Origin of the sequence: Embleya sp. NPDC005971 (genome assembly GCF_040629175.1) — a bacterium.
Taxonomy (GTDB): Bacteria; Actinomycetota; Actinomycetes; order Streptomycetales; family Streptomycetaceae; genus Embleya.
In genome coordinates this window covers 20,949-45,949 of the sequence record NZ_JBEXUX010000062.1, presented here as the reverse complement: position 1 = coordinate 45,949, position 25,001 = coordinate 20,949, and the positions used below count along the sequence as shown (strand labels likewise).

The following is a 25,001-nucleotide window of genomic DNA, read 5'->3' as shown; positions in this document are numbered from 1 at the left end:
TCGGCGATCGCCCGAACCCCCGCCCCTCGTCGGGCACCCGATTCCCCGAGGCAACCACCGCGTCGCCCCGGTGCGGACACACCGCGCCGGGGTGTGCTTCGCGCTGCCCGAAAGTGCCCGGCCGAGCCCGGCGGACCCGACTCCCCTCCAGCGACGAGAAAGCGCCCATGTTCCCTGCATCACGCGCCCGCCTGCGCCGGTCGGCACCGGAGGTGTCGAGGTTCGCCCTGGTGGGCGGCCTCGGATACACCACCGATGTCGTCCTGTTCAACATCCTCCGGACCCTCCTGGACACCCCCTCCCTCCTCGCCAAGCTCGTCTCGCTCGGCGCCGCCACCGTGGTGGCCTACCTGGGCAACCGCCGCTGGACCTATGGCGACCGCGTCATGGGTGACGAAGTCGCCGATGTCCGACGGCGCTTCCTGCTGTTCGTCGCCTGGAGTTGCGGCGGCCTGGCCATCCAACTCGGCTGCCTCGCCTTCTCCCGTGACGTGTTGGGCTTCGACGGCCTGCTCGCGGACAACATCGCCGGCAACCTGATCGGCATGGCCCTGGCCACGGCGTTCCGCTTCTGGGGCTACCGCACCCGGGTCTTCCGCGCCGAGCCCGCGGTCCCCGACGCGGCGTCCTCGCCGGTGGGCGCCCACGACGGGTCCAGGTCCGCGCGGTGAACGCCGCCGCACTCGTGGTCGCGCTGCTGTGCACGCTGACCGGATGCTGGCATCTCGCCTGCGCGAGCGGGATGCGCCGAGCGGTGGACCTGGTGCTGGTCTGGCTGTTGCTGAGCACCGCCCAACTGTCCGCCCTGACCCTGCTGGTCGGCGGCCTGCTGCGGCACCTGGAGGCGGGCGCGCTGTTCGGCGCCGCGCTGGTGCTCGCCGCCGCGGAGATCGTGGCCACCCGACGGCCGGGCGCCGACCCGGCCCGCCGCCGCGGGGTCGCCGTCGCCGCCGGGTTGTGGCCCCGCGTCCTGCGTTGCGGCCGGCACCCGCTGGTCGTCGTGTCGGCGCTGCTGGTGGCCGCCCAGTACGGCTGGCGCGCCGCGCTGGCCGCGTTCCTGGGCCCGCTGGACTACGACGGACTGTGGTACCACCTGCCCGGACCCGCCATCTGGCTGCAACAGGGCTATGTCGGGCACACCCCGCAGGTGTTGTGGGCCGACGTCTACCCACAGGGCCAGGAACTGCTCACCGGCTTCAGCGGCGCCTTCGTCGGCGACACCCGACTCGGTTGGGCCTCCGGCCTCGCCTTCCTCGCCCTGGGCGCGGTCGCCACGGCCGGCCTCGCCCGTACCGCCGGTGCCCGGCGCGCACACGCCACCCTCGCCGGCCTCGGCCTCCTGGCCGTCCCCGCGGTATTCCTGGAAGCCTCCACCACCTACGTCGACTTCGCCACGGCCGCGACCGGCCTGACCGCGCTGCAGCTGACCCTCGGCATCCACCCCGCCGTCCGGGACGCCATCGAACACGGCGGCCTCGACGCGCGCCGCCGGCTGCGTGGCCGGGTCCTGTTCGTCGGGATTGCACTGGGACTGGCCATCGGCGTCAAGTCCTCGAACCTGCTGACCGCCGGCATGGTCGCGGCCCTGGTCGTGGTGCAGACCTGGCGCGTGGTCGGCGACCTGCGCCGCGCCGCGCCGAGCACGCGGCGGCAATCGGCCACCCGCTTCGCGCGGTTGCGCGAGCACGGCGCCGCCACCGCGCGGCTCGCCCTGCCGAACGCGGCCGTACTGGGCCTGCCCGCCCTCGCGTTGGGCGGCTACTGGTACATCCGCACCTGGATCAGCTACGGCAACCCGTTTTATCCCTTCACCATGCTCGGCTTCCACGGCAAGGGATCCGTCGACGAACTGATCATCGTGCGCAACACCGCGCCGGAGGTCGCCGGCGAGAGCAAACTGCGCGCCACCTGGCACTCGTGGCTCCACGACCGCGAACGGGTGGCCTACACGCACGACCAACAACCCGGCGGCTTCGGGCTGCAATGGATCTACGTACTGCTCCCGATCGTGCTCGTCGCCCTCGCCCTGTTCCTGCTCAGGCGCCGCTTCGATCTGTTGTGGGGGCTGTTGCTGCCGGTGCTCGTCTCGGCGACGGCCTCCCCGGCGCCGTGGTGGGCGCGCTACCAGTTGATCCTGCCGGCGTTCGGCTGCGTGTGTCTGGCGGCCGTGCTGACCGCCGTAGCCCAACGGCCGAGCGGCCGGGGGCCGCGTGGGTCGGTGCCCCGGGTACTTCGCCGCGGTACGGCCGGCCTGGTCGCGGGCGCGTTCGTCGCGACCACGGCGATCTCCATGTGGTGGGCGACCCAGCCGACCAACACCTGGATCGGCGACCGGACGTCCGCGCACCGGGCGACCGTCCGCGAGACGGTGGATCTGATGCGCGACCCGGATCGGGACCGACGCATCCTGCCCACGGCCGCCTACGCCGCGATGAACCGGGTCCCCGACGGCCGGACCGTGGCCTTCACCGAGTTCACCCACCAGCGCTTCGTGAACCTGATCATGGGCGAACGCGGACAACGGCGCGTCACCAGCCTCGGCGAGCCGCGCGACGCCGCCGATTTCGACCGCCGGCTGCGGGCGTCCGGCGCCGGGTACCTCCTGCTGACGACCGGCGGCCCGGACCGTGATCTGCTGCTCGCCGTGCTGCGCGATCGGGCCCACTATCGGCCGGTGGTGCGTGGGAGCGGCGCGATCGGCTGGTTCGGCGGCGGAGCCGGCGCGGAACTCTTCGAGGTCGGCGACTTCACCGCGACCGTGTGTGCCGACCGGAAGCCCCGGCTGGCCGCCACGAAGCCGGACCGGGAGACCATCGCGGTCCTGCTGCGGGACGCCTGCGCGGCGCCGCTGTTCGAGGTGGAGGTGGCGCTCGTGGACGAGCGTGCGACGGCGATCGTTCGTACCTGGACCTCCCGGGAGGGCGAAGCCGTCCTGCGGATACCGCCCGACCTGGTCGGGAAGCCGCTGCGGGTGCGGTTCGAGGGCGACGGCTACTACGGCCCGGCCGAGAAGACCGCCGAAACCGGCCCCGGCGGTTGACGGTCCGGGCGGGGCCGGGTCCCGGGGTCCGTTCCGGGGACTTGTCGTATCCGACCGAAGGGGTACGCGAGTCCTGGGTCTTTCGGACGAGGCGCGGAGTGGGGTGTATTACCTAGCGTCGGAGTCATGAAATCGGATGATTTTCCCCCACCTCATGACGCCGACGATCCGGCGGTCGAACCTCGGCACGGGCCGCGAGCGCGCCCGATCCCGGGCCTGCGCCCGGTCGGACCGTTGTTGTGCATGGCCGCCGCGGCCGCCGGCGGACCCGCGCACAGCGCCGCTTCGGCCGCGACGCCCACCGATACCGCCGCCTCGCGCGGTGACCCGGCGTGTGCGCTGGCCCGCTTTGCGTATCCCTTGGGCAGCACCGTCCCGGGCGGTTCCACGGCGGATCTGGAGCCGTTCGACACGATGATCCGCGGCGCGGACGTGGTCGGCGTGGGCGAGGCCACGCACGGTTCGAGCGAGTTCTGCACCATCAAGCACCGGCTGTTCCGCCACCTGGTCGAACACCGGGGCTTCCGCGGCTTCGTGTTCGCGGTGCACTGGGGTGCCGGGGTGCGCCTGGACGCGTGGGCGCGGCACGGCACCGGCCACCTGAGGACGATCATGGACGAGGAGTTCCAGGCCGGCAGCAGCCAGTGGAACACCGTCGAGACGCGTGATCTGTTCCGCTGGATGCGCACCTGGAACGTGCGCCACCCCGACGACCCGGTCCGGGTGGCCGGGGCGGGCGCCGACTACGCCGACCTCGCGCTGTTCGACACCGTGACCGCCTACGTCGCCCGGACCCGCCCGCATCTCCTGCCCGAGGTGCAACGGCTGTACCGCGAGTCCCGGCCCGCGGCCCGCATGGACGAGACCATCCGCGCCCGACTGGCCCGCCCCCTCGCCGATCGGGCCCGCCTGCGTGCGGACACCCGCCGCGTGCTCTCGCTCCTGGAACCGTGCCCGCCCGGCACCGCCGCCGCCGAACACGAGCTGATGCTCCGGCACGCCGCGGTGATCGCCCGAAACGCCACGCTGTTCGCGTTCGACACCACCGACGAGGTCGAGGCCGCGACGCGCTACCGCGAATGGGTGATGGCCGACAACACGCTGTGGTGGCAACGTCACACCGGCACCAAGATCTTCCTGTCCGCGCACAACGGCCACGTCGCCGCCCGGCCCCGGGTGCCCGCCGGTGGGCCCGAGACCCAGGGTCGACTGCTGCGCGAGCAGCTCGGCGCCCGCTACGTCAACGCCGGATTCACCTTCGGCCAGGGGTCGTTCAACGCCGTGGACGCGAACGCCCCCGGTACGCCCTGGCGTCGCTTCGACATCGGGCCGGCGATCGCGTACGCCGGCGAGGACGTGCTGGCGCGGGTCTCCCGACGCGACTGGTACCTCGACACCCGCGCCGTGCCCGCCGGCCCCGCCCACGCCTGGCTCGCCGCCGCCCACCCCACCCGCAACCTCGGCGCCTCCTGGCCCGCCGACGAGTACGAGAACACCCGCCTGCACCCGACCTACGACATCCTCGTCCACGTCCACCACATCAGCGCCGCCCGCCACCGCTGATCCGCCGGTCGGATCCGCCGCGGATCAGGGAACGGGCGGCGTCGGGGGTGAGTTGTGCGGCCACGATCGACGTCAGGGCGAGCACGAAACCCACGCTCTGGATCGGGCTCAGGGACTGATCCAGTACCAGCCAACCCAGTGCGGTGGCCACCGCCGGGGACAGCAGGGTGAGGAACGAGACCGCCGTCACCGGGAGTCGGCCCAGCCCCTGGAACCACAACGAGTGGGCGAGAGCCGTGGCGACCAGGGCCAGCCAGGCGTATCCGCCCAGCGCCGCGGCGTCCGGTATCGGGGGCGGCCCCTCGACGGCGAGCGCGACGGGCGCGAGCAGCAGGCCGCCGGCGGTGAGTTGCCAGCTCGTGAAGGCCAGGGTGCCGGCGTCCGGCGGACGCCCCCAGCGTTTGGTCAGCACCAACCCGGCCGCCATCGAGGCGGCGCCGCCGAGGCCGGCCAGGATGCCGATCGCGTCGAAGGAGATCTGCCCGCGAAGCACGATCAGGCCGACCCCGAGCACGCCGGCCACGCCCCAACCGAGTTGCCATCGCGTGGGGCGAACGCCGAGCAGCCCGAAGGCGATTCCCGCGACCAGGAGCGGTTGTACGGCGCTGAGCGTGCCCGCGACGCCACTGGGCAGCCGGTAGGCCGCGACGAACAACAGGGCGAACAGGGCCCCGATGTTCAGCGCGCCCAACACGGCCGAGCGCCACCACCACTCGCCGCGCGGCAACGTCCGGGAGATCAGGAGCAGGAGCAGGCCCGCCGGCAGTGCGCGGATCACGCCGGCTCCCAGCGGTACGCCCGGCGGCAGGTATTCGGTGGTCACCAGGTAGGTCGTGCCCCAGGTCGCCGGCGCCAGGGCCGCGAGGCCGGTGAACCCCCAGGTGCGCGCGGAGGTCCGGGCGGCAGCCGGTCCGGCGACCTCACGGGTCTGGGTCATCCGCCGTCCTTTCAACATTGAACTGTTCAACGTTGGGGGACGGTAGTACTCCTGTTAGCATCAGGTCAAACAGTTCAACGTTGAGGAGTGCCGTGCGGGACAACGTCGACTGGCGGCTGGACCAATGGAGAGTCGAGCGGCCCGACATCGACCCCTCGCCGATGGGCGTGGTCGGCCGGATCCAGCGCGCCTCCCGCTTCCTGGACCGCGAACTCGGGCACAACTTCGGCACCCATGGCCTGCAACTGTGGGAGTTCGACGTGCTGGGCACACTGCGCCGGGCCGGGCCGCCCTTCCGGCTGACCACCGGGGCCATCGTGGAAGCGTCCATGGTCACCTCCGGCGCGATCACCAATCGCATCGACCGATTGGTCGACCGAGGTCTGGTGACCCGGGAGACCGATCCCGGCAACCGGCGCTGCGTCCTGGTCACCCTGACCGACCAGGGTCGCGAACTCGTCGACGACATCCTGGTCGGTCACGTGGCCCTCGAAAACGAACTCCTGACGCCGCTGACCACCACCGAGCGGGAACAACTGGCCACCCTGCTCCGCAAGCTCCTGCTCGGCCTGGGCGACGGCCCGTCCGCCTAGCGGGCGGTGCTCGGCGCGCTACCGGGGGGTCAGCGGAAGCGGGCCAGGTTTTCGTCCAGGAAGGCGTCCAGGGTGCGCGGGGCGCGGCCCAGGATGCGGGCGACCGTGTCGGTGGGGGATTCCGGGCGGGACACGGCGAGTTGCTGGATCTCCACCACGTGTTCGGCCAGCCACGGGGGCAACTGGCCGCGGTGGATCAGGCTTTCCCGCAGTTCGTGCGGGGGCAGGTCCACGTAGCGGACGTCGCGGCCGAGCAGGCGGGTGAGGGTTTCGGCGAGGTCGCCGTAGCCGGCCGCCTCGCTGCCGGTGAGGACATGGGTGCCGCCGGCGATCTCGGGGCGGGTCAGCGCCGCCGCGGCGACGTCGCCGATGTCGCGGCAGTCGACCCAGTTGCACGGGGCGTCCCGCATCGCGCCCAGGACGACTCCCTGCGCGGCCACCGCCGGCGCCAGGAGCAGCAGGTTCTGCATGAACGCGTAGGGGCGGAGCACGGTGTGGGCGAGGCCGGACGCGCGCAGGTGTTCCTCGACGGCGTGATGCCCGCGCGAGACCGCCACCGGGGAGTCGGGTTCGGCGGCCGGCGCGGAGATCTTGACGATGTGCTCGATGCCGCTGTCGGCCGCCGTGTCGACGACCCGCTTTTCCAGCTCGACCTGCGTCGGGCCGTTGGCCATGGCGAGGAAGAGTTGCCGGGCGCCCTTGAAGGCGGCGCGCAACGAGTCGACGTGCGCGGCGTCGGCGGACACGACCTCGACCACTCGGCCGGCCGGGTCGCCGAACCGGGCCCGCAGCCGGTCCGGGTCGCGGGTCAGCGCCCTGCTCGGCACGCCCTGCGCGGCGAGGCTGTGCAGCAGTGCGCCGCCGGTGGTTCCGGACGCTCCCATGACGACGATCATCGGGTGCCTTTCGGTCCTGCCCCGGGGTGGTCCCGGGGAGTGGTGACTGGTGATGTGTGTTGGGCGTTGGGTGTCGCGTGCGTTGGGTCGGTGGGTGTGCCGGGCGCCGGGTCTGCCACCGGCGCGCGTGGTGGATGTGGCGCGGGTGGTGTGGACGGGCGGGTCACGGCTGCGACGGGTGGGCTCGTTGTGCCCCGCGCCAGCGCCAGGTGACGATGCTCGCGGCGAGGGCGGCCGACAGCGGCAGATCGATCCGCAGGCGAGTGATCCACGGGGTATCGGGCACGGCGGTGTGCGCGGGCAGCCATTGCGAGGCGAACCACCCGAGGAGCCCGGCGATCGCAGCCGCGCCGACGGCGAACAGCACGGTCATGACGACGCGCGGCAGGGCCGTGGTCCACGGGCGCGGACCCCTGCGACGTTGCAGCCAACCGCCGATCAGCAGTGCCACCACGGCCGAGGTCCCGGCGATGGAGGTGCAGGCCGCCACGGTCAACTCGCTCTGCCCGCCGATGACTCCGCCGGCGCCGGCCATCAGCGCCGGGGCGAGATAGGCGACCAGCACCTCACGCCACAGGACGAACGGGCGAGCGGCGCGGCGACCTGCGGCGGTGTCGTTTCCTCGGGGCACGGTGACCTCTGTTCCGTTTTCGCGCGGGATCGACGGGGTGAGTCGTGACATGGGAAGATGACCAACTTTCGAGTTTGTACTTAGGAGGCTAACTATTGGGGTATAAAAACTGTCCGCACCCAGGGGCGGTGCGGACTACTCCGCGGTCAGGGCTCCGATGCCCCGGACGACCCGGGAGAGCAGATCCAGGAACGTCGCTCGCTCGTCGACGGTGAGTTCGCCGACCATCTCCTGGAGTCGGGCGAAATGCTCGGGCGCCATGTCGCGCAACCGCTGCGCACCGCGAGCGGTCAGCACCACCACGGCACCCCGGCCGTCCTCCGCGGACGCCCGTCGGGCGACCAGGCCCTCGCGCTCCAGCCCGTCGACCAGTCCGGTCACCGTGGCCCGCGAAACGCCGAGGTCCGCCGCCAGCCGCGAGGGGGACTTCTCCCCGTCGTGGTCCTCCAGGTCCGCCAGCAGCCGGTATCGCCCGGTCGACAACCCGTACCTGGCGAAGTGCACCTCGGTGGCCCGACCCAGTCGGGCCCCCGCCGAGATCAGCCGCACCGCGACGAGCACCGCCTGCGGGTCGACCCCGAGGTCGTAGTGCGCCAACTGCCGCTTGGCCTGCTCCAGCGTGGGTGACTCGTTGTCGAGATCGTCCGTTGCCATAAAACTAATATGGCACCTAACTACATTCGGGTCAACCCGACCCGCGCCGATCCGAAGCACGCCGACCCGACCCGGCGCCGAGAGCCGTGGCGGCGGGTCGGGTCGGCGCGGTCACCGTGCGAGCGAGCGGCCCGGGTCGATGCGTCCGTGGTCGAACGCGTGTCCTCTCGGCGGTCGACCGCGTCGGCCCGGGCGGGGCCACCGGCGCCGGCCCATGCGCATCGGTGAGTCCTGATTCCTGATCCGCTCCAGGCGCGCCGTCTCGTCCCGGTCGCCGCCGGAGCCGTACGGGCCGGTGAGCGGGGCGGGATGGCGCAGCGGGTCGGACAACGCGACCAGGAAGGGCAACTCTTCGCCGCGGCCGTCGGGTTCCTCGAACTCCATGCTCCAGCCCTTGGCCACCAGCACCGGACCGGACTGTCGACACCGGTTGTAGTCGATCAGGCCGGACAGGTCCTCGATGGTGGGTACTCCCTTCGTCGCCGAGGGCAGCCGCCCCCGGCGATACGCCTGCCGCTCCCGCGCGGAAGCGCCTTCGTATTCGGGCACCTTGACGCTCCAGTAGGCGTGAATCGCCTGCCACAACACCGATTCGGGCGCGGTGACGAGGCCGTCGGTCCAATGCCTGCCACCGCCCACCTCGAAGGTCAGGAAGCCGCCGTCCCAGTTGTTCGGCTTGATCTCGGCGATGCCACGGGCGCCGGAATCGTCGAAGCCGAGCAGGTGGTGCGGGACGTCGATGTAGAGGGCGAGGCCCTTGTCGACCATCGTATGTTCGAACTTGCGCCCACCGGCGGCGACATGCTCGCGGTGTCGGTAGGCCAGGCTCGGACAGCCGGCCACCGCCTTCTCGTATCCGGCGACGGTGTCCGAACGCCCGGTCCACTCGCCGTACAGCTGAATGATCACGCGTGACTCCCCACCTCAGCGCGCTGACGGACGGAAGTCAGCCAATCACTATCAGCGAATGCCCCGCAGGTAGGTTTTGCGCCAAGTCCCCTGCTCACCAGGGGATCCGGCCATCCGTGGCCGGATGTGGAGCCGTCATTCGATGCCCTGATCGCGCAGGCCGCAGTCGAATTCCCGACGGCGTCGGTGCGGTGCTTCGGTCGTCGAACCGCCTTTTGCGGTGGGGTCGGTGGGGCCGGCGTCCGGTGTCGTCGAGCGCGGTTGTGGCCAGCCGTGGAGGGCGTAGAGGATGTCGAAGTCGGACAGGTCCATCCAGCCGATGGGGTGGCCGGGGTCGTGTTCGACGTCGCCGAGCAGGACGGCCGCGGTGCCCTCGTGCGGACGGAGGTCGACGGCACGGCGCACGTCCAGCACCCGGACCAGCCCCGGAGAGAAGTCGGACGTGGGAGTGAAGTCCTCGCGTAGGCACCAGGTTTGCCCGGGTTCGGCGATCAACCAGGGCGAACCGTCGGCGAGTCGCTCGCACGCCACCCGCGTGGCGGCATCGCGGCTGAGGAGATCGTCGGTCATGAAGGCGTCGATCCACGCGTTGACGAGGGCCCCGGCAGCCTGGGCACCGAGGATCTGATCGATGTGCCTGTCGTTGGGGTTCACGGAACTCTCCTGAATGGACGGCCTTCGCGGAAGGCGGTGTGCGGACTCCGGCGGCGGATCGCCCGCCGGGCGGTACCCGATCCGGGACAACACGGGGAACGACGAGACCCATACCGGCGAGGAGTGTGATCCCGACGGCACGTTGCCGAGCAGAGCGGCGATCGCCGCCCGGGGCGGGCCGCGGTCGGGGAGTGCGTGGGCGCCGGGCACGGTGGCCCCTACCTGAACACGAATCCCGGATCCGCCCGGTTGCCCCGTGCGGCGCTTCTTCTGCGCCGGAACTCGCGCACGGTCATGCGCGAGAGCCTGGCACCGGTTCCACCGAGATCGGTAGCGGCGCATCGACGGCGCATCCGAGCCCGCCGCGTCAATCGGGGAGCGCGACGGGGGAGGCGCCGATCGCGAGCTCCGTCGGGGAATCCGGCGCGGGCGCGTGGTCGTTCGGGTTGCCTACTCCGGTCCCCACCGGCTCGGGGAGACGCTCAGGGACCACAGGTCGCCGACGCGTGGGTCGTCCGGGTCGATCGGTTCGTCCGGGTCGGGGCCCGATCCATACGGGTCGGTGTCCGCGATGACGTGGATGCGGGTACCGGAGCCCGGCACGCGGTACCGGTGCATGTCCGGTGCCTCGTCTTCGAGTTCGATCCGATATCCCAAGTCCTGGACGGCGACGCGCAGTTCCTCGAAAGCCATGCGCGGCGCGAAGGTCCCGTACCGCCGGGAGAGCGACGGCGGCACGGCCTCGGCGGACGGGCGGTGGGCCAGGCGGTGGATCTCGACGCCGAAGCCGAAGCACGCCATCCGGCCTCGGGAGTCCCGCGAGAAGTCGATCTCCAGCAGTCCGTAGTCCCGTCGCAGCAGGCCCTCGCCGGCAACATCGTCGAGATGGTCCGCGCCCAGGGCCGCCTCCCAGTCCGTCGGCCCCGAGTCGATTCCCGGACCGCCTTCGAAGACGGCGCGGCGGGTGGCGACGCCGGCGTAGAAGTCCAGGTCGCGCAGCCGGATCGGGTGAGCGGCGTCGATGGCCGCCGTGATGTCCCCGATCGTGTCCAGGTCGTTCCTGGTGGTGAGAACGACGCCGTGCTCCCCTTCCAGGTTGAAGAGCAGTTCCGCCTTCTGGATCGAGTCGAACCCGAGGTCGGCTTCCAGGTTCGTCGCCCCGGTGATGTCGCGCACGCTCACCCAGGCCAGGTTCGCCGCGGCCGCGATGACGGCCTTCTCCGTGGTGGTCACCTCGTACTCCCGGGTTCTCGGGTGGTCCAAGTCCAGGGTCTCATGATCGTGTCCACGCCAAACAACGATTGGGTGTCGTGCCGCGCTCGGCACGGCAACGCGGTGTGGCGAAGCGAGGAATTGGATTCCGGTCTGTAACCGAAAGGTTCGATCCTGCTACTGTGCAGCGCAGAATATGGAGATGGTTTCGGGGGAGGACGGCGATGGTCGAGGCAATGTCCGAAGACGGCAATAACGGCAACGATGCCAATGACGGTGATATCGAGACGTTGACGCTCGGGCCCGGTTGTTTCTGGTCATTCGATGCGGTGGCGCGCCGAACCCCCGGGATCGTGTCGAGCGTGGCGGGCTACGCCGGGGACAACGGTCCGCTGCCCGACTACGAGGCGTACATCCGTCATGGGCTCAACCCGCAGAAATTCGTCGAGGCCGTGCAACTCACCTTCCGGCCGGGCGAGATCTCGTTCGAAGAAGTATTGATCTTCTTCTTCCAGAGCCATGACCCCACCACGCCCAACCAGAGCGGCGCGGATCATGGCTCCATCTACCACTCGACGATCTTCTACGCCGACGAGGAACAGCGTGTGCGTTCCGAGAAGGTCATGGATTCGGTACGGCAACAACTGGGCCGGGATATCGTGACCGACCTGCGGTCGTACGGGCAGTTCATCGAGGCGGAATCCGACCAGCAGGACTTCTACAACAAGCATCGTTTCGAGCCGTACTGCCGGGTGGTAATCGAGCCGAAGTTGCGCACACTGGGGCTGAAGGTCGACTGAGCACGCCGTGGTGCGGCGCGGTTCCGTGCGGTTCGGCCCGGCGGAGTCACCCGAGTACGGCTGCCACCGTCTCGGCGGTGGCGGCGATCAACGGCTCGTCGGCGGGCGCGGCGGCGTCGTGCTTGCCGGCCAGGACCGCGATCACGATCGGGTCCCGGCCGGGCGGCCGGACGATGCCCACGTCGTTGGTGGTGCCGTAGCCGCCGGTGCCGGTCTTGTCCGCGACGGTCCAGTCCGCGGGCAGCCCCGCCCGCAGGCGGTTGCCGCCGGTGGTGTTGCCGAGCAGCCAACCGGTCAGCCGCTCGCGGTCGCGTGCTTCGAGTGCGTGCCCCACGGCGAGCCGGGCGTAGGTGCGGCCGATCGCGCGTGGGCTGGAGGTGTCGGTCACGCGACCGGGCTCCGCCGAGTTCAGCTTGGGCTCCCAGCGGTCGAGGCGGGTCACCTCGTCGCCGACGGAGCGGCAGAAGCGGGTGACCGCGCTCGGGCCGCCGAGTTCGCGCAGCAGGAGGTTCGCCGCGGTGTTGTCGCTGTGGGTGATGGCGGCGGCGCACAGGTCGGCGACGAGCATGCCATGGGCGAGGTTCTCGGGCAGGCCGGTGATCGGCGCGTAGCCCGACTCGGTGACGTCCCGATCGGTGTAGCGAATGCGCGTGGCGAGGAACTCCCCGTCCCGATCGAGGTCGCGGAGCACCGCGGCCACGGCGATCGTCTTGAACGTCGAACACATCGGGAACAACTCGTCCGCGCGGTACACCACGGTCTCGCCCGTCCCCGTGTCCCACGCGAAGACCCCCAACCGCGCGGCATGCGCCCGCTCCAGAGCCCTCAGCCGCCCGGCAACCCCCGTGCCCGCGACGGCCCTCCCGCCACCGGCAAGCACAACCCCGAACGCCGCCCCGACAACCCCGCCCAGCACCCCACGCCGACTCGGCCGCAACTCCATGCCCGTTCCCCTCTGTTCGCCCGAAGCCCATCCGATCATGCAACCCAACCATCCATACGCCGATCCGCCCACCCGCAAACCCATTCGACTCCACGGACGTCGCCATCGGGCCGACGGGCCCTTCCCCCGAAGACGCAAGAGGACGACGACGAGGCGTCCGGCAGGGTCGGTGTCCCCGGAACCGGGCGTCGTCGGTGCGGGTTTCGCCGACGTCGACGGCGACACTCGGTCGTGCCGACGGCACGAACGGCGGGCAGGGCGGATGCGTGCTCGTAGGCTCGCCGTATGACCGATCGTGTGTTGCAGATCGTGGGCTGCGCCGCCCCTCCCGTGCGCGAACTCGTGAATTCGGTACGGGTCGTTCGTGGGCTGGGCTGGGACGTGTGCCTCACGCTCACGCCCATTGCCGCCACGTGGCTCGACGCAAGCCTCGACGAACTGGCCGACGCCGCAGGCCGACCGGTGCGCACGCGCGAGCGCGGCCCCGACGATCCGCGGCCGTTCCCCGATCCGGACGCGTTGCTCGCGTATCCCCTGACGTTCAACACCTTGAACAAGTGGGCCCTGGGGATCTCGGACAACGTGGCTCTCGGCACGCTGAACGAGGCGCTGGGCGTGGGGATCCCGATCGTCGCCGTGCCCTGGTTCAAGGGCGCTCTCGCGGCGCATCCGGCGTCCGCTCGAAGTCTGGAGACGCTCAGGACATCCGGCGTCGACCTGGTCCTCGACGAGCACGGCGCATCACCGAGTGGCCACGGCGCCCTCGACTGGTCGACGGTGGTCGACCGCCTGCCCGCCACCGGGTAGCGGGCATCGCCGGACCGCCCTCGTCCGGTCCCGAGACGCAGGACGCCGGGGCTCCGAGCGCCTCGGGAGAGAGGGGGCTTGCGGGGGGTCTGTGACAGTCAGTACAATGTCACACCTTATTGGATCTGACGTTGTCTCGCTGTCGGCGGGGGTTCGTTCGTCGAATGGGCACTCGCTGCCATGGAAGGCGTTTGTATGAGCACTGTTGACCTGACGGTTGTGGGCCGTATGGGGGCCGGGCGTTGAGCGCCGGGGAGGGGACGGTCGTCGAGACCGTCGACTACCACACGGCGGGGGAACCGTTTCGGATCGTGTCGCGGGGGTTGCCGGCCATCGCCGGGGACACCGTCGCGGAGCGTCGTGCGATCGCGATCGGGGTGGGGGGCAGTGCCACCGCGCCGCGGCCGGGGCCGTTGGACGACGTGCGGCGGCTGCTCACCCATGAACCGCGCGGCCACGGCGGGATGTACGGCGGGTTCGTGGTGCCGCCGGACGACAACGAGGCGCATCTGGGGGTGTTGTTCTGGCACAAGGACGGTTACTCCACCGCCTGTGGCCACGGCACCATCGCGCTCGGGGCCTGGGCCGTCGAGTCGGGGCTGGTCGCGGCTCCTGCGGACGGTTCGGCGCGGGTGTACATCGACGTGCCCTCCGGCCGGGTCACCGCCATCGTCCACCGCCGGGCCGGCCGTACCACCTCGGTGACCTTTCGCAACGTGCCCACCGCCATCGGCGCCCGGCAGATCCCGGTGGCCACCTCCCGCGGTCTCGTGCGTGTCGACCTCGCCCACTCCGGGGCGTGCTACGCGTCGGTCTCCGCGGCCTCGCTCGGCCTCACCGTCACCCCGGACCGGCTCCCCGAAATCACCGCGATCGGCCGGGAGATCCGCGCCGCCCTCGCGGACGAACCCGCCACCCGGCACCCGGCCGATCCTCGACTCTCCGGCGTCTACGGCGTCATCCTGTACGAGGACCTCCCGGCCACCCCGGCGGGCCCCAATCAGCGCAACGTCACCGTGTTCGCGGACGGACAGATCGACCGATCCCCCTGCGGCTCGGGGACCTCCGCCCGGCTGGCCCTGCTCGCCGACAGCGGTCTGATCGGACCGGACGACGAACTGCGCCACGAATCCGTCATCGGCACGGTCTTCACCGGCAAGGTCGTCGGGACGCAGCCCACCGGCGTGATCACCGAGGTCACCGGCACGGCCCGGCGCACCGGCGAACATCGCTTCATCCTCGATGCCGACGACACCCTCGGAACGGGATTCCTCCTGTGACGGCGGACGAACTCCCCACGATCGCGGTCACCTCGACGCCGACCGAGGCGATGGAGGCGATCGAGCGCGCACTCCTGGCGGGGCTGGACCCCGAAGGTGTCCCGCCGCGATCGAGCGTCGCCGTACCGGCCGGCGAACTGCTGCTGATGCCCGCGGCCGGACCGTCGCACGTGGGCGTCAAGATCGCCGGAGTGGCCGCCGGCAACCCGGCCAGGGGCCTGCCGCGCATCACCGGCAGCTATCTGTTGCTGGACGGACCCACCCTCCGGCCGCTGGCCCTGTTCGACGGCGCCGCGCTCACCGCCGTGCGCACCCCCGCCGTCACCGCCGTCGCCCTGCGCCGCCTCGCGGTCCCGGACGCCGCGCACCTGGTGCTGTTCGGTACCGGCCCGCAGGCGTACGGCCACCTGGACGCGATGCTCGCCATCCGTCCGCTGACCCGGCTCACCGTGGTCGCCCGCAGCGCCGGCCCGGCCCGGGCACTGGCCGACCACGCCCGCACCCTGGGTCTCACGGCGACGGTCGGCAAGCCGGACGCCGTGGCCGACGCCGACATCGTGGTGTGCGCCACGACGGCCCGTGATCCGCTGTTCGACGGTGCCCTGGTGCCGGCGCACGCGGCGGTGGCGGCGGTGGGCTCGCACGAACCGGCCGCGCGCGAGGTGGACGGTACGCTGGTGCGTCGTTCCGCCGTCTACGTCGAGGCCCGAGCCGCCGCGATCCGGGAAGCCGGGGACCTGCTGGCCGCCGGCTGGGACGACCTCTTCCACGGGGGGCCCGGCCCGACCAACCTCGCGGAGTTGGTGCACGGCCGGGCGACCGTCCCCGACGACCGACCCCGCCTGTTCAAGAGCGTGGGCATGTCTTGGGAGGATCTGGCCGTCGCCGTCGAACTCCACCGCCGTCACCGACCCTGAGCGCCGCTCCGAGGTGACCCCGGGGGCGTGCCTTGGTCGACCCCGCTACCGGCGGGGCGGCTGAGGCCCGCCGGTGCCGGGGCCGCCGGGTGGTGCGGGGCGGGTCGGGTCGGGGCCGTGGGGGGATCGGCCGGGGATCGTGCCGAAGTTGCGGGTGCGGGTGGTGTAGGTCGTGAGGGCTTGCCACAGGTCGCGGCGGTCGATGTCCGGCCAGCGGGTGTCGGTGAAGGCGAGTTCGGCGTAGGCGGCGTGCCAGGGCAGCAGGTTCGAGGTGCGTTGTTCGCCTCCGGTGCGCCACAGCAGGTCGACGTCCGGCAGGTCGGGCAGGGCCAGGTGGGCGGCGAACACGCGCTCGGAGATGTGCGCCGGGTCGAGCCGGCCCGCGACGGCGGCACGGGCCAACGAAGCGGCGGCTTGGGCGAGTTCGATCCGGCCGCCGTAGTTGACGCACAGGGTCAGGGTCAGCCCGGTGCGCTTGCCGGTGCCGTGTTCCAGGCGGACCAGCTTTTCCAGCACGTCCTGGGGCAAGCCTTCGGCGGAACCGGCCCAGCGCACCCGGATGTCGTGGTCGAGCACGGTCTCCTCGATCATGTCGTCGCGTACCAGCGCGAGCAGGCCGTCGATCTCCTCGGGACGGCGGCGCCAGTTCTCGGTGGAGAAGGCGTAGAGGGTCAGGTGCCGCAGGCCGACTTCCAGGGCGCCGTGGACCACGTCCTGCATCGACCTGCCGCCCGCGCGGTGGCCTTCGGTACGCGGCAGGCCCCGGTCGGTGGCCCAGCGGCCGTTGCCGTCCATCACGACGGCCACATGCCGGGGGAGCCGCTCCGCGGGCCAGATCGGCGGGTGTACCCCGGAGGAGTGCGGCCGCGCAGGCACCGGAGCGTCGGAGCGCGGCGCCGGGAGCAACCCGGCCGGGGTCGGCGGGCGCCGAGTCGCGCCGTCGGGTCGAGCACGCGCCGGGGCGATCGGCGTGAGGAACCGCCAGGCGATGTGGGCCTTCAGCCGGGCGGGCAGGAGGATGCGCTCGGTGGCGATTCGGGGCAGCCGGGGCCGGTGGCGCAGCAGCCCGATCCCGGTGTGTTCGACCCGGTCCAGGCGCAGCCGGGCCAGGTCGGTCACCGCGCGTGCCACCACCGCGAGCGCGGGGGGCAGTTCGTGGAACAACTCGGGCTGGGCGAGCCACTGTCGGGCCCGGGCGACCAGCCGGCCGATCAGGGCTTCGACGGACGCGTCCGGCCCACCGTCCGGAGCCTTGCCCGGCCCGCGTTTTCGTGCCGCGCGCTCGGCCGCGCCGGTGAGGTCCGCCGCCGTGAGGGCGTGTTCGGTGAGCACCTCCATCGGCATGGTGATCCGACCCTGGGCGAGGTCCTCGGCGAGGTCCTCCAGGTTGTCGACGATGCTCAGTGCGTCCACCCACTGCCGCGCGGCCTCCAGATAGCGCAACCGCAGCGGCAGATACAGGCCCGCGGCGGCCAACAACGCCGCGCCCTGGGCGAAGAAGGAGGTGTTGACGGCCTGGGAGTAGGCGCTCCACGCGGCCCAGGTGGGATGGGTGCGCCCGTCGATGTCCGCGCGGGTCGCGGCGAGGGCCGCCGTCAGGCCGTCGGTCGGCAGGTCCCACGTCCGCATCGTGTGCACCAGGGCCCGGCGTACCGGATCCGCGCTGTCGCCGCGCCGCAGGTCGTCGTGGAACGCGGCGGTCCAGGCGTCGAACCGTGCCTTGCGGCCGGTGGGATCGCCGGTGTCGGCGAGGTCGTCCATCACCCGGCCGGCCGCGTAGATCGCCCACAGCGCCGGTCGTAACGCCGGCGGCATCAGATGGGAGGTCCGGTACTCGGTCCCGCCCGCCTTGCGGATCGCCGTGCGGCACGCTTCGTAGGCTTCGACGAGACGCGGGTCGTCGATCCCGGCCGCGCGGTGGACGGAGCGGGGTCGGGTCATGGGACTCCTCGGCCGGACGGGATGGTATCCGCCGTGCGGCGGGCACGTCGGTGTGGGACGGGCACTCCCCGCACGGCGGAGCGGAGACCACGCGGACCCCGCCCGGGTTCGACCCGGATCCTCCCCGATCCGGGCAATACCCCTGCTACGACGCGGCGTTGATACGTCGCCCGAACACGGGAAGAGACAACCGGCCGGCCGCGCACCGTGTCACGCGGATGGGTCGAAGATGCCTCGCAGGGGTGACGTCACCAGGGCCGAACGGGTGATGCGTGGCGGGTCACGGGGGACCGAACCACCCCGTGCCGCTCGCATGTCCTTCGCGCGCCCCGATCCGGGCGACGTGCTCTCCGCTCGCGATGACCACGAACGGGTGACCGACGGTGTCGGGCTCGGTGCTCAGGCGCAGGAGACCTTCGGTGCCGGCGGCCAGGACCGGGCCGTTGTCGATGATGGCACTCCACGGGCGCGGCAGCACGTCACCGTCGACCGGCCAGTCGAACAGGTCGAGCCCGACCTCGAAGTCGCCGTGACCGGGGATCGTGAGGTGCCCGTGGGCCTGGTGGATTTCCATCATTCGAGTCTGCGTCGCCGTGCCCGATCCCGCCGGCGCGTGGTCGGTTCAGCCGCTTGTCGAGTTGCGGTCGACGGAGGAGAGCGGTGGGGCGATGTCCTCCAGCGAGCGGCGTTCGGCGTCGACGGCGAGGAATCCGGCGACGATGCCCGCGGCGAGCATCAGGCCGGCGCCGATGCAGAAGGCGAGGACGGTGTCGCCGACGTCGCCGGACTCGGTCAGGTCGGAGAAGACCAGCGGGCCGGAGATGCCGCCCGCCGCGGTGCCGACCGCGTAGAACAGTGCGATGGCCGAGGCGCGCGCCTCCATCGGGAAGATCTCGGAAACGGTCAGATAGGCACTGCTCGCGCCGGTCGAGGCGAGGAAGAGCACGACACACCAACACGCGGTCAGCGTGGTCGCGTTCAGGTGGCCGGCCCCGAACAGCCAGGCGGTGGCGAAGAGTGCGAGGGCACTGCCGACGTAGGTCGAGGTGATCATTACGCGTCGTCCGAGCGAGTCGAACAGCGGGCCGAGCAGCAGTGGGCCGAGCAGGTTGCCGACCGCGATGACGGCGAAGTAGTAGCCGGTGCGGTTGCCGGGCACGTCGTAGAAGGTCTCCAGGATCGACGCGAAGCCGAAGGTGATGGCGTTGTAGAGGAACGCCTGCCCGATGAACAGCGACAGACTCAGTGTCGAACGGCGCGGATGGTCGCGGACCACACTGCGGGCGATGGCGCCCAGACCGGTGGCCTTGCTCGGGTCGATGGTCAGTTCGCCGTGCGCTTCGGGCAACGTGCGACGCTCGCCGGTGTCCTTGGAGGTTTCGGCCTCCACCTTCCGCTCGACGTCGGCGACCAACTCCTCGGCCTGCTCGCCTCGGCCGTGCAGGTAGAGCCAGCGCGGCGACTCGGGGACGTGTCGACGCACCAACAGGATGACCAGGCCGAGCACGACGCCGAGCGCGAAGGTCAGCCGCCAACCGAGGTCGGCCGGGAAGAGCGCGGTGTCGAGCATCAGCACGGACAGCAGTGCGCCGCCGGCGGCTCCGGCCCAGTAGGTGCCGTTGACGGCCAGGTCGACCCGCCCTCGGTAGCGGGCCGGCATCAACTCGTCGATGGCGGAGTTGATCGCCGCGTACTCGCCGCCGATGCCCAGTCCGGTGACGAACCGGAAGAGGAAGAACATCCACGCCTGGACGGACAGCGCGGTCAGCGCGGTGCCGACGAGGTAGACGGCGAGCGTGACCATGAACAACTTCTTGCGGCCGAATCGATCGGTCAGCCAGGCGAAGAACAACGCACCCACACACGCTCCCGCGACGTACATCGCGGCGCCGGGACCGGTGACCTGAGCCGCGGTGATGTCGAGCCCGCTGTCCGGTTCGGACAACCGGCCGGCGACGTTGCCGACCACGGTGACTTCCAGACCGTCGAGGATCCACACGGTGCCGAGACCGATCAGGATGCGCCAGTGCCAGAACGACCACGGCAATCGGTCCAGGCGGGCCGGGACATCGGTGGCGAAGGTCGTCGGTTCGGCCGGTGTGTTGCCGGCGGGCGTCGTCTTGGTGGGCATCGTGGGCGTCCTCCGATCATGTCGTTCTCGCGGCTGCCCGGGCATCGGGGTGGGAAACCCCTTGCAAGATCGGCCTGTTGCGGTGAGCACGCGGGATCGGCGCGGGATCGGTACGGGACCGCGCGGAAGCGGGCTGGTGTCGTCGCAGCGGCGAAATGCCCTATATATAACTCTTCATGTGCATACAATTGCGCAGCGTTACCAAGCCCGGAAGCTCCGAGGCCCCGCATGATCGGTGCCGTACCACGAGAGTGAGAGCTCGATGGACATCACCTTCGCGTCCGGCTCGGACGGCTCGGACGCCCCGGACGGTGCGCGAGGCTCCGGCTCGCCGCCCCCGCCGATGGACGCCACGCTCTACGCCCCGGACCGCCCGCACAACGAACTCGCCGTCCTGCTCGACCGGCCCGGCCCACTGCGGGTGGCGGACCTGAGCGCGTACGACCAACTTCACTACCTCGGCACGCAGGCGTTGGACCACGCGGCGGCCGAACTGGCGCTGCGCCCGGGCGCCCGGGTGCTGGACGTCGGCTCCGGCCTCGGCGGCCCCGCCCGCTACCTGGCCGAGCAGCACCGGTGCCGGGTCACCGGCGTGGAACTGCGCGAGCCGCTGCACCGGTTGAGCACCCGACTCACCGAACGCACCGGGCTGCACGAGCGCGTCGACCTGGTGCACGCCGACATCCTCACCGCCTCGCTCACCCCCGGCTACGACCACCTGCTGTCCCTGTTGGCGTTCCTGCACATCCCCGAACGCGAGCGGCTCCTGCGGGTCTGCGCCGACGCCCTCGCCGACGGCGCGACGTTCTACATCGAGGACTTCTACGCCCGACGCCCGCTCACCGACGCCGAGCGTCGCCTGCTGCGCGACGGCGTCAGTTGTCCCGACCTCCCCGAAGCGGCGCGCTATCGAGCGGACCTGGCCGCAGCCGGCCTGCAGGTGACCACGTGGCGCGATGCCACCGAGCCGTGGACCGACTGGGTCCGCGACCGTGCCGACCGCTTCCGCGCCGATCTGTCGGAGCAGACCCGCCGGCACGGAGCCGAACTCGCCCACGGGCTGCTGGCCTTCTACGACCTCATGGTCGACCTGCTGGCCGGCGGCGGTGTCGGCGGCGTCCGGATCACCGGCCGACGCGTCCCCGCGCCGCCATCGGCCGACCGGGGATCGGGGAAGCGGGCGCCGGGCCTTCGGTAGCCGTCGGCCCCGGTAGATCCGCGCCGGGCCGCGGGCGGATCCGCGTGTCGACCCGGGTCTCCCGGACGACGGCGCGGAAGTGCCCGGCCACCTGCCCGGCGAATCCGCGGCGGGTCGTACCGAGCACCGTGAGCGCCGGGCCGTGGTCGTGCACGACCACCGCGGTCGCGCCCGCGGCGATCACCCACCAGCCGGCGACGGCGACCGCTCGGGTCGGGCGCGCCAGGTCGGCCAACGAGGCGCGCAGGAAGTCGCAATGGAACGGGACGTGGCGTTCCTCGTCGGCGAGGATGCGGGCGGCGACCTCGGCGGCGAGCGGATCGTCGACGCCGTCGCGGAGCGCGCCGTAGTAGGGCAGCGCGATCACCTCGGCGACCATCAGCACCATCAACTCCAGGCGCAGGCCGAGCGAGCGGCGCAGCCGGCGAAAGACCGCGTCGGACCAGTGGCCGGGGATGGTGTCTTCGCCGGCCGCGGCGAGCAGGTGTGCCAGCAACCGGGCGTGGTCTTGTTCCTCGGCCACGAACAGCCGGATCGTCGCGGTGTAGACGTCGTCGCCGTCCGCGGCGGCCTTCGCGATCAGGACCCGGCCGTCGCTGCCCTCGCCGACCTGGAAGCGTTGGATGCTGCGGACCAGGGCCGGGAGCAGGCGGGCGCCGTTCGTCCACCGGGGATCCCCGGCGGCGGCGCGTGCTCGGGCCGCCGCCCGGAAGTCGCGCAACCAGCGGCTGTGGTCCGTGCTCGGTGGATCTGCGATCGGTGACATGAGATCTCCCCCTGGATGCCACGACACGTGCCGATGCGGCCGGATACCGCGTGTTGCGGAGGACGCGGCGCCGGGCGGGATGGTTGTCGCTCCGGGCAAAGTCCGGGAGTTGCGCACCGGCCTGCGGACCGGGCCGCAGCGCACCGGGGGCCGGTGCCCGACCACCCGGCCCGCGCCCGGTGGGGGTTCGGCGCGGGTCGGGTGGTCGGGGTGCCGCCGGCTCAGGTCAACAGTTTCTGCTTCGCCTGTTGGAACTCGGCGTCGGAGATGGCGCCGTTGTTCTTGAGGTCGGCGAGCTTGGCGAGTTGGTCGACGGGACTCGCCGGTGCGTTGGCCATGTTCGCCGCGCTCGGCGTGCCGGCGGCGTCGCGGACGTACGCCTTGAAGGCGGCCTCGTTCTCTTGGGCCTGTGCGACGTCGCGACTGCTCATCGAACGGCCCCGAACGACGAGATAGATCAGGACACCGACGTAGGGCAGCACCATCGCGAGGATGAGCCAGCCCGCCTTCGCCCAACCGCTCAGGTCGTGGCTCCGGAAGATGTCGGTGATCACCTTGAACAACAGGAAGAACCACAACACCCAGAGGAAGAGCCACATCATCGTCCAGAACAGGTTCAACAGCGGATAGTCGTCCACGGGAACTCCAGTCTTCGCGAAGCCGTGACCGGCACCGAAGCCGTGACCGGCACCGTCGACATCCGGACCCCGATTCGCCGGACGGCCGGGCCGCCACGCGGTGCCGCGACGCGCAGCACCAATTCCAGGATTAGCACCTGCCTTCGGGGTCGGCACGTCGAGAGCGGGTGCGGGGCGTATTCGGGCAGGGAAACGAACCCCGAATATCACGGTGTGCGGGCATTCGAGTGCACAGTGTCATGCTCTCCCGTCCGTCGCCGACCGGCCGGCCGGCATGGATCGCGTCGAACGCTCACAAATACGCCCCTCGCGCGCTCTCCCGGTGTGCACCGAACACGGCACAGCATGTTCAGTCCGTACCCTCGCCGGGGCGGACCCGGCGACGAGACGATCGAGGGACGCAGATGGCCGAGGAGACCCGACAGCCGTATTCGGCCCGCCCGTTGCGCCGGCGGGTGCGCGGCGAGCGACGCCGGGCCGCGGACGACGCCGCGCGGGCGGCGGGAGAGGACACCGCGGCCACCCTGTTCGGGGGCAGCCTCACCCCCGCCTGGTCCGGAGCGCAACGATGGCGCCGGGCCTCGGAGTTGTCCTTCCTGGGGACGCTGCGGCGGCTGCCGCGACTGGTCGGCCGATCCTTTCGGCTGGGGTGGCAGGCCGACCGCGCGGCGCTGATCGTGGTGGTGGTCGCCGAGATCGGCCAGGGGCTGACGGCCGCGTTCGGTTTGTTGGCGACCAATCGCATCCTGCTGGAGTTGTTCGCCGCCGGGCCGACACCGGATCGGGTTCGCTCCGCCGCGCCGGCCCTGTTGACCGTGGCGATTCTCGGCTGTGTCGGGGCGCTGTTGCGGGCCGGCTCCACGGCCGCCACCGGCCGACTGGAACCCAAGGTCGAACGCGCCGCGGAGGTCGAACTCCTGGAGCGGGTCATCCGGGTGGAGATGACCAGGATCGAGGATCCCGAGTTCAAGAAACTGCTGAGCACGGCCCGCTACGGGACCAACGCGAGCCGCCAGATGATCACCTACGGCGTGCAGGTCGTGAACGCCCTGGTGTCGCTGGTCGCCGTCGGTGCGGTGCTGGCCGTCCTGCACCCGCTGTTGTTGCCGCTCCTGGTACTGATCATCGTGCCGCAGGGGTGGGGGACGGTGCACTCGGCGCGCCGCCGGTATCGCTCCGTGCTGGCCTGGACGAACCACAGTCGCCAGCAGACCGAGATCGCCTATTCGTTGTCGCACCACGGCACCGGCCAGGAGATCCGGGTCCACGGCGCCGGGGCCTACCTGCTGCACCACTACCGCGTCATGGCGCGCTGTTCCGAGGCGGAGCAGACCCGACTGGCCCGCGCGGACGCCACGACCGACCTGCTCACCTCGGGACTCTCCGGGGTCGCGTCGGCCATCACCTACGCGACGCTCGCGTGGCTCGTGCTCAACGGCCACGCCGGCCTGGCGACCTCGGGTACGGCGGTGCTGGCCATCCGGACCGGCACCACCAACCTCGCCGCGCTGGTCCGGGCGATCAACAACCTCTACGCCCAGGCCCTGTGGCTCAACGACCTCGAACAGGTCTGCGCCATCGCCGACGCCCACGCCATCCCCGACACCGGTGCCGCGCTCGGTCCGCCGACGACGATCGAGGTGCGCAACGTGTCCTTCACCTATCCGGGCCGCGACCGGCCCGCCCTGGAGGACGTGACGCTGACCCTGCCCCGGGGCAAGGTGATCGCCCTGGCCGGCGAGAACGGTTCGGGCAAGTCCACGCTCGCCAAGATCCTGGCCGGCCTGTACCTGCCCTGTGCCGGGCACGTGTTGTGGGACGGCGTGGACATCCGCGAGGCCGACCGCACCGCGTGGTTCGAGCACATCGGCCTCGTGCAACAGGACTTCGCCCGCTGGGACCTCACCGCCCGAGCCAACGTCGTGATGGGCCGCCCCGACATCGCGGCGGGCCCGGACCCGGTGCTGTTCCAACAGGCGTCCGACTACGCCCAGGCGCACAAGGTGACCGACGAGCTGCCCCGGGGATGGGACACGCTCCTGGACCAGACCTACGACGGCGGTGTCGAACTGTCCGGCGGCCAATGGCAACGCCTGGCCCTGGCCCGGGCCCGATTCCGCAACGCCCACGTGGTCGTCTTCGACGAACCCACCGCCGCGCTGGACGCGCACGCCGAACACGAGGCGTTCACCCGGATGCGCGAACTCGTGCGCGACGGGGTCACCGTCGTCCTGATCACCCACCGGCTGGCCTCGGTGCGCCGCGCCGACCACATCCACGTGCTCGACCGCGGCCGCGTCGCGGAGTCGGGCACGCACGAGGAGCTGATGGCCGCCGAGGGCCGGTACGCCGGGATGTACCGGATCCAGGCCGACCAGTACCGCCAGGACCACCCGAAGGCCGAGCCGCCGTCCTGACCGCGGTTCCGGCGTGGGAGTCGGGAACGGGGCGGGTGGTCGGGCGAAGGCCGGCGGGGGAACGGTGCCGCGTG

At 71.5% G+C, this 25,001-nt stretch carries 23 protein-coding genes; 10 read left to right on the top strand and 13 right to left on the bottom strand.

Features of this window, described 5'->3' with window-relative positions; translation table 11 throughout:
• Positions 1-167 precede the first annotated feature (167 nt).
• The 3 genes from ABZ374_RS37780 (at position 168) to ABZ374_RS37770 (ending at position 4,603) form a co-directional block, all read left to right on the top strand.
• Positions 168-671: a GtrA family protein gene (locus ABZ374_RS37780; protein ID WP_360320293.1), complete on the top strand. Its 504-nt coding sequence runs from the start codon at positions 168-170 to the stop codon at positions 669-671.
• Positions 668-3,040 (top strand): hypothetical protein, encoded by a 2,373-nt coding sequence (locus ABZ374_RS37775; protein WP_360320290.1) that lies wholly within the window; start codon positions 668-670, stop codon positions 3,038-3,040. The genes ABZ374_RS37780 and ABZ374_RS37775 overlap by 4 nt, the downstream gene beginning before the upstream one ends.
• Before the next feature lie 126 nt (positions 3,041-3,166).
• On the top strand, positions 3,167-4,603 hold the full coding sequence (locus tag ABZ374_RS37770) for an erythromycin esterase family protein (RefSeq protein WP_360320287.1): 1,437 nt from the start codon (positions 3,167-3,169) through the stop codon (positions 4,601-4,603).
• On the opposite strand, the gene ABZ374_RS37765 is transcribed toward ABZ374_RS37770, so the two are convergent.
• Positions 4,581-5,540: an EamA family transporter gene (locus ABZ374_RS37765; protein WP_360320284.1), complete on the bottom strand. Its 960-nt coding sequence runs from the start codon at positions 5,538-5,540 to the stop codon at positions 4,581-4,583. The genes ABZ374_RS37770 and ABZ374_RS37765 overlap by 23 nt on opposite strands.
• Before the next feature lie 92 nt (positions 5,541-5,632).
• On the opposite strand from ABZ374_RS37765, the gene ABZ374_RS37760 reads away from it, so the two are divergent.
• Positions 5,633-6,133, top strand: coding sequence for a MarR family transcriptional regulator (locus ABZ374_RS37760; protein ID WP_360320281.1), 501 nt, complete (start codon positions 5,633-5,635; stop codon positions 6,131-6,133).
• A 29-nt stretch (positions 6,134-6,162) separates the two neighbouring features.
• On the opposite strand, the gene ABZ374_RS37755 is transcribed toward ABZ374_RS37760, so the two are convergent.
• From ABZ374_RS37755 to ABZ374_RS37730, 6 genes are all read right to left on the bottom strand, one after another.
• Positions 6,163-7,017 carry an NmrA family NAD(P)-binding protein gene (locus tag ABZ374_RS37755; protein WP_360320278.1) on the bottom strand — a complete coding sequence of 285 codons (855 nt, stop codon included), beginning with the start codon at positions 7,015-7,017 and terminating at the stop codon, positions 6,163-6,165.
• Between the two features lie 175 nt (positions 7,018-7,192).
• Positions 7,193-7,711 (bottom strand): hypothetical protein, encoded by a 519-nt coding sequence (locus ABZ374_RS37750; RefSeq protein ID WP_360320275.1) that lies wholly within the window; start codon positions 7,709-7,711, stop codon positions 7,193-7,195.
• Positions 7,712-7,795: 84 nt separating this feature from the next.
• Positions 7,796-8,314, bottom strand: coding sequence for a MarR family transcriptional regulator (locus ABZ374_RS37745; protein ID WP_360320272.1), 519 nt, complete (start codon positions 8,312-8,314; stop codon positions 7,796-7,798).
• 111 nt (positions 8,315-8,425) lie between these two features.
• Positions 8,426-9,223, bottom strand: a complete 798-nt coding sequence (locus tag ABZ374_RS37740) for a hypothetical protein (protein ID WP_360320269.1) — start codon at positions 9,221-9,223, stop codon at positions 8,426-8,428.
• A 135-nt stretch (positions 9,224-9,358) separates the two neighbouring features.
• A complete protein-coding gene (locus ABZ374_RS37735) occupies positions 9,359-9,877 on the bottom strand; it encodes a hypothetical protein (RefSeq protein WP_360320266.1) in 519 nt (172 codons plus the stop codon).
• Positions 9,878-10,327: 450 nt separating this feature from the next.
• Positions 10,328-11,110, bottom strand: coding sequence for an acyl carrier protein (locus tag ABZ374_RS37730; RefSeq protein WP_360320263.1), 783 nt, complete (start codon positions 11,108-11,110; stop codon positions 10,328-10,330).
• A 203-nt stretch (positions 11,111-11,313) separates the two neighbouring features.
• Between ABZ374_RS37730 and msrA the strand changes: the two genes are divergently transcribed.
• Positions 11,314-11,889 (top strand): peptide-methionine (S)-S-oxide reductase MsrA, encoded by a 576-nt coding sequence (gene msrA, locus ABZ374_RS37725; RefSeq protein WP_360320260.1) that lies wholly within the window; start codon positions 11,314-11,316, stop codon positions 11,887-11,889.
• Positions 11,890-11,935: 46 nt separating this feature from the next.
• Here the strand turns inward: msrA and bla are convergent, their stop codons facing one another.
• Positions 11,936-12,832 carry a class A beta-lactamase gene (bla, locus tag ABZ374_RS37720; protein ID WP_360320257.1) on the bottom strand — a complete coding sequence of 299 codons (897 nt, stop codon included), beginning with the start codon at positions 12,830-12,832 and terminating at the stop codon, positions 11,936-11,938.
• Positions 12,833-13,117: 285 nt separating this feature from the next.
• Here bla and ABZ374_RS37715 point away from each other — a divergent pair, with 285 nt between their 5' ends.
• The 3 genes from ABZ374_RS37715 (at position 13,118) to ABZ374_RS37705 (ending at position 15,836) form a co-directional block, all read left to right on the top strand.
• Entirely contained in the window at positions 13,118-13,639 is a 522-nt protein-coding gene (locus ABZ374_RS37715; protein WP_360320254.1) for a flavoprotein, read from the top strand.
• 242 nt (positions 13,640-13,881) lie between these two features.
• The gene (locus ABZ374_RS37710) at positions 13,882-14,919 is read left to right on the top strand and encodes a proline racemase family protein (protein WP_360320251.1); all 1,038 of its coding nucleotides are present in this window, start codon (positions 13,882-13,884) and stop codon (positions 14,917-14,919) included.
• Positions 14,916-15,836, top strand: a complete 921-nt coding sequence (locus ABZ374_RS37705) for an ornithine cyclodeaminase family protein (RefSeq protein ID WP_360320248.1) — start codon at positions 14,916-14,918, stop codon at positions 15,834-15,836. The genes ABZ374_RS37710 and ABZ374_RS37705 overlap by 4 nt, the downstream gene beginning before the upstream one ends.
• A gap of 45 nt (positions 15,837-15,881) precedes the next feature.
• Here the strand turns inward: ABZ374_RS37705 and uppS are convergent, their stop codons facing one another.
• The 3 genes from uppS to ABZ374_RS37690 form a co-directional block, all read right to left on the bottom strand.
• Positions 15,882-17,777: a polyprenyl diphosphate synthase gene (gene uppS, locus ABZ374_RS37700; RefSeq protein WP_360320245.1), complete on the bottom strand. Its 1,896-nt coding sequence runs from the start codon at positions 17,775-17,777 to the stop codon at positions 15,882-15,884.
• A gap of 280 nt (positions 17,778-18,057) precedes the next feature.
• Positions 18,058-18,354, bottom strand: coding sequence for a hypothetical protein (locus ABZ374_RS37695; protein ID WP_360320242.1), 297 nt, complete (start codon positions 18,352-18,354; stop codon positions 18,058-18,060).
• 45 nt (positions 18,355-18,399) lie between these two features.
• Entirely contained in the window at positions 18,400-19,908 is a 1,509-nt protein-coding gene (locus ABZ374_RS37690; RefSeq protein ID WP_360320239.1) for an MFS transporter, read from the bottom strand.
• Positions 19,909-20,170: 262 nt separating this feature from the next.
• Here ABZ374_RS37690 and ABZ374_RS37685 point away from each other — a divergent pair, with 262 nt between their 5' ends.
• Positions 20,171-21,106 (top strand): methyltransferase domain-containing protein, encoded by a 936-nt coding sequence (locus ABZ374_RS37685; RefSeq protein ID WP_360320236.1) that lies wholly within the window; start codon positions 20,171-20,173, stop codon positions 21,104-21,106.
• Here ABZ374_RS37685 and ABZ374_RS37680 read toward each other — a convergent pair.
• The gene (locus ABZ374_RS37680) at positions 21,033-21,872 is read right to left on the bottom strand and encodes a ferritin-like domain-containing protein (RefSeq protein ID WP_360320233.1); all 840 of its coding nucleotides are present in this window, start codon (positions 21,870-21,872) and stop codon (positions 21,033-21,035) included. The two genes, ABZ374_RS37685 and ABZ374_RS37680, sit on opposite strands and share 74 nt — an antisense overlap.
• 221 nt (positions 21,873-22,093) lie before the next feature.
• Positions 22,094-22,510, bottom strand: coding sequence for an SHOCT domain-containing protein (locus ABZ374_RS37675; RefSeq protein WP_360320230.1), 417 nt, complete (start codon positions 22,508-22,510; stop codon positions 22,094-22,096).
• Positions 22,511-22,914: 404 nt separating this feature from the next.
• On the opposite strand from ABZ374_RS37675, the gene ABZ374_RS37670 reads away from it, so the two are divergent.
• The gene (locus ABZ374_RS37670) at positions 22,915-24,927 is read left to right on the top strand and encodes an ABC transporter ATP-binding protein (RefSeq protein WP_360320227.1); all 2,013 of its coding nucleotides are present in this window, start codon (positions 22,915-22,917) and stop codon (positions 24,925-24,927) included.
• Positions 24,928-25,001: the final 74 nt, after the last annotated feature.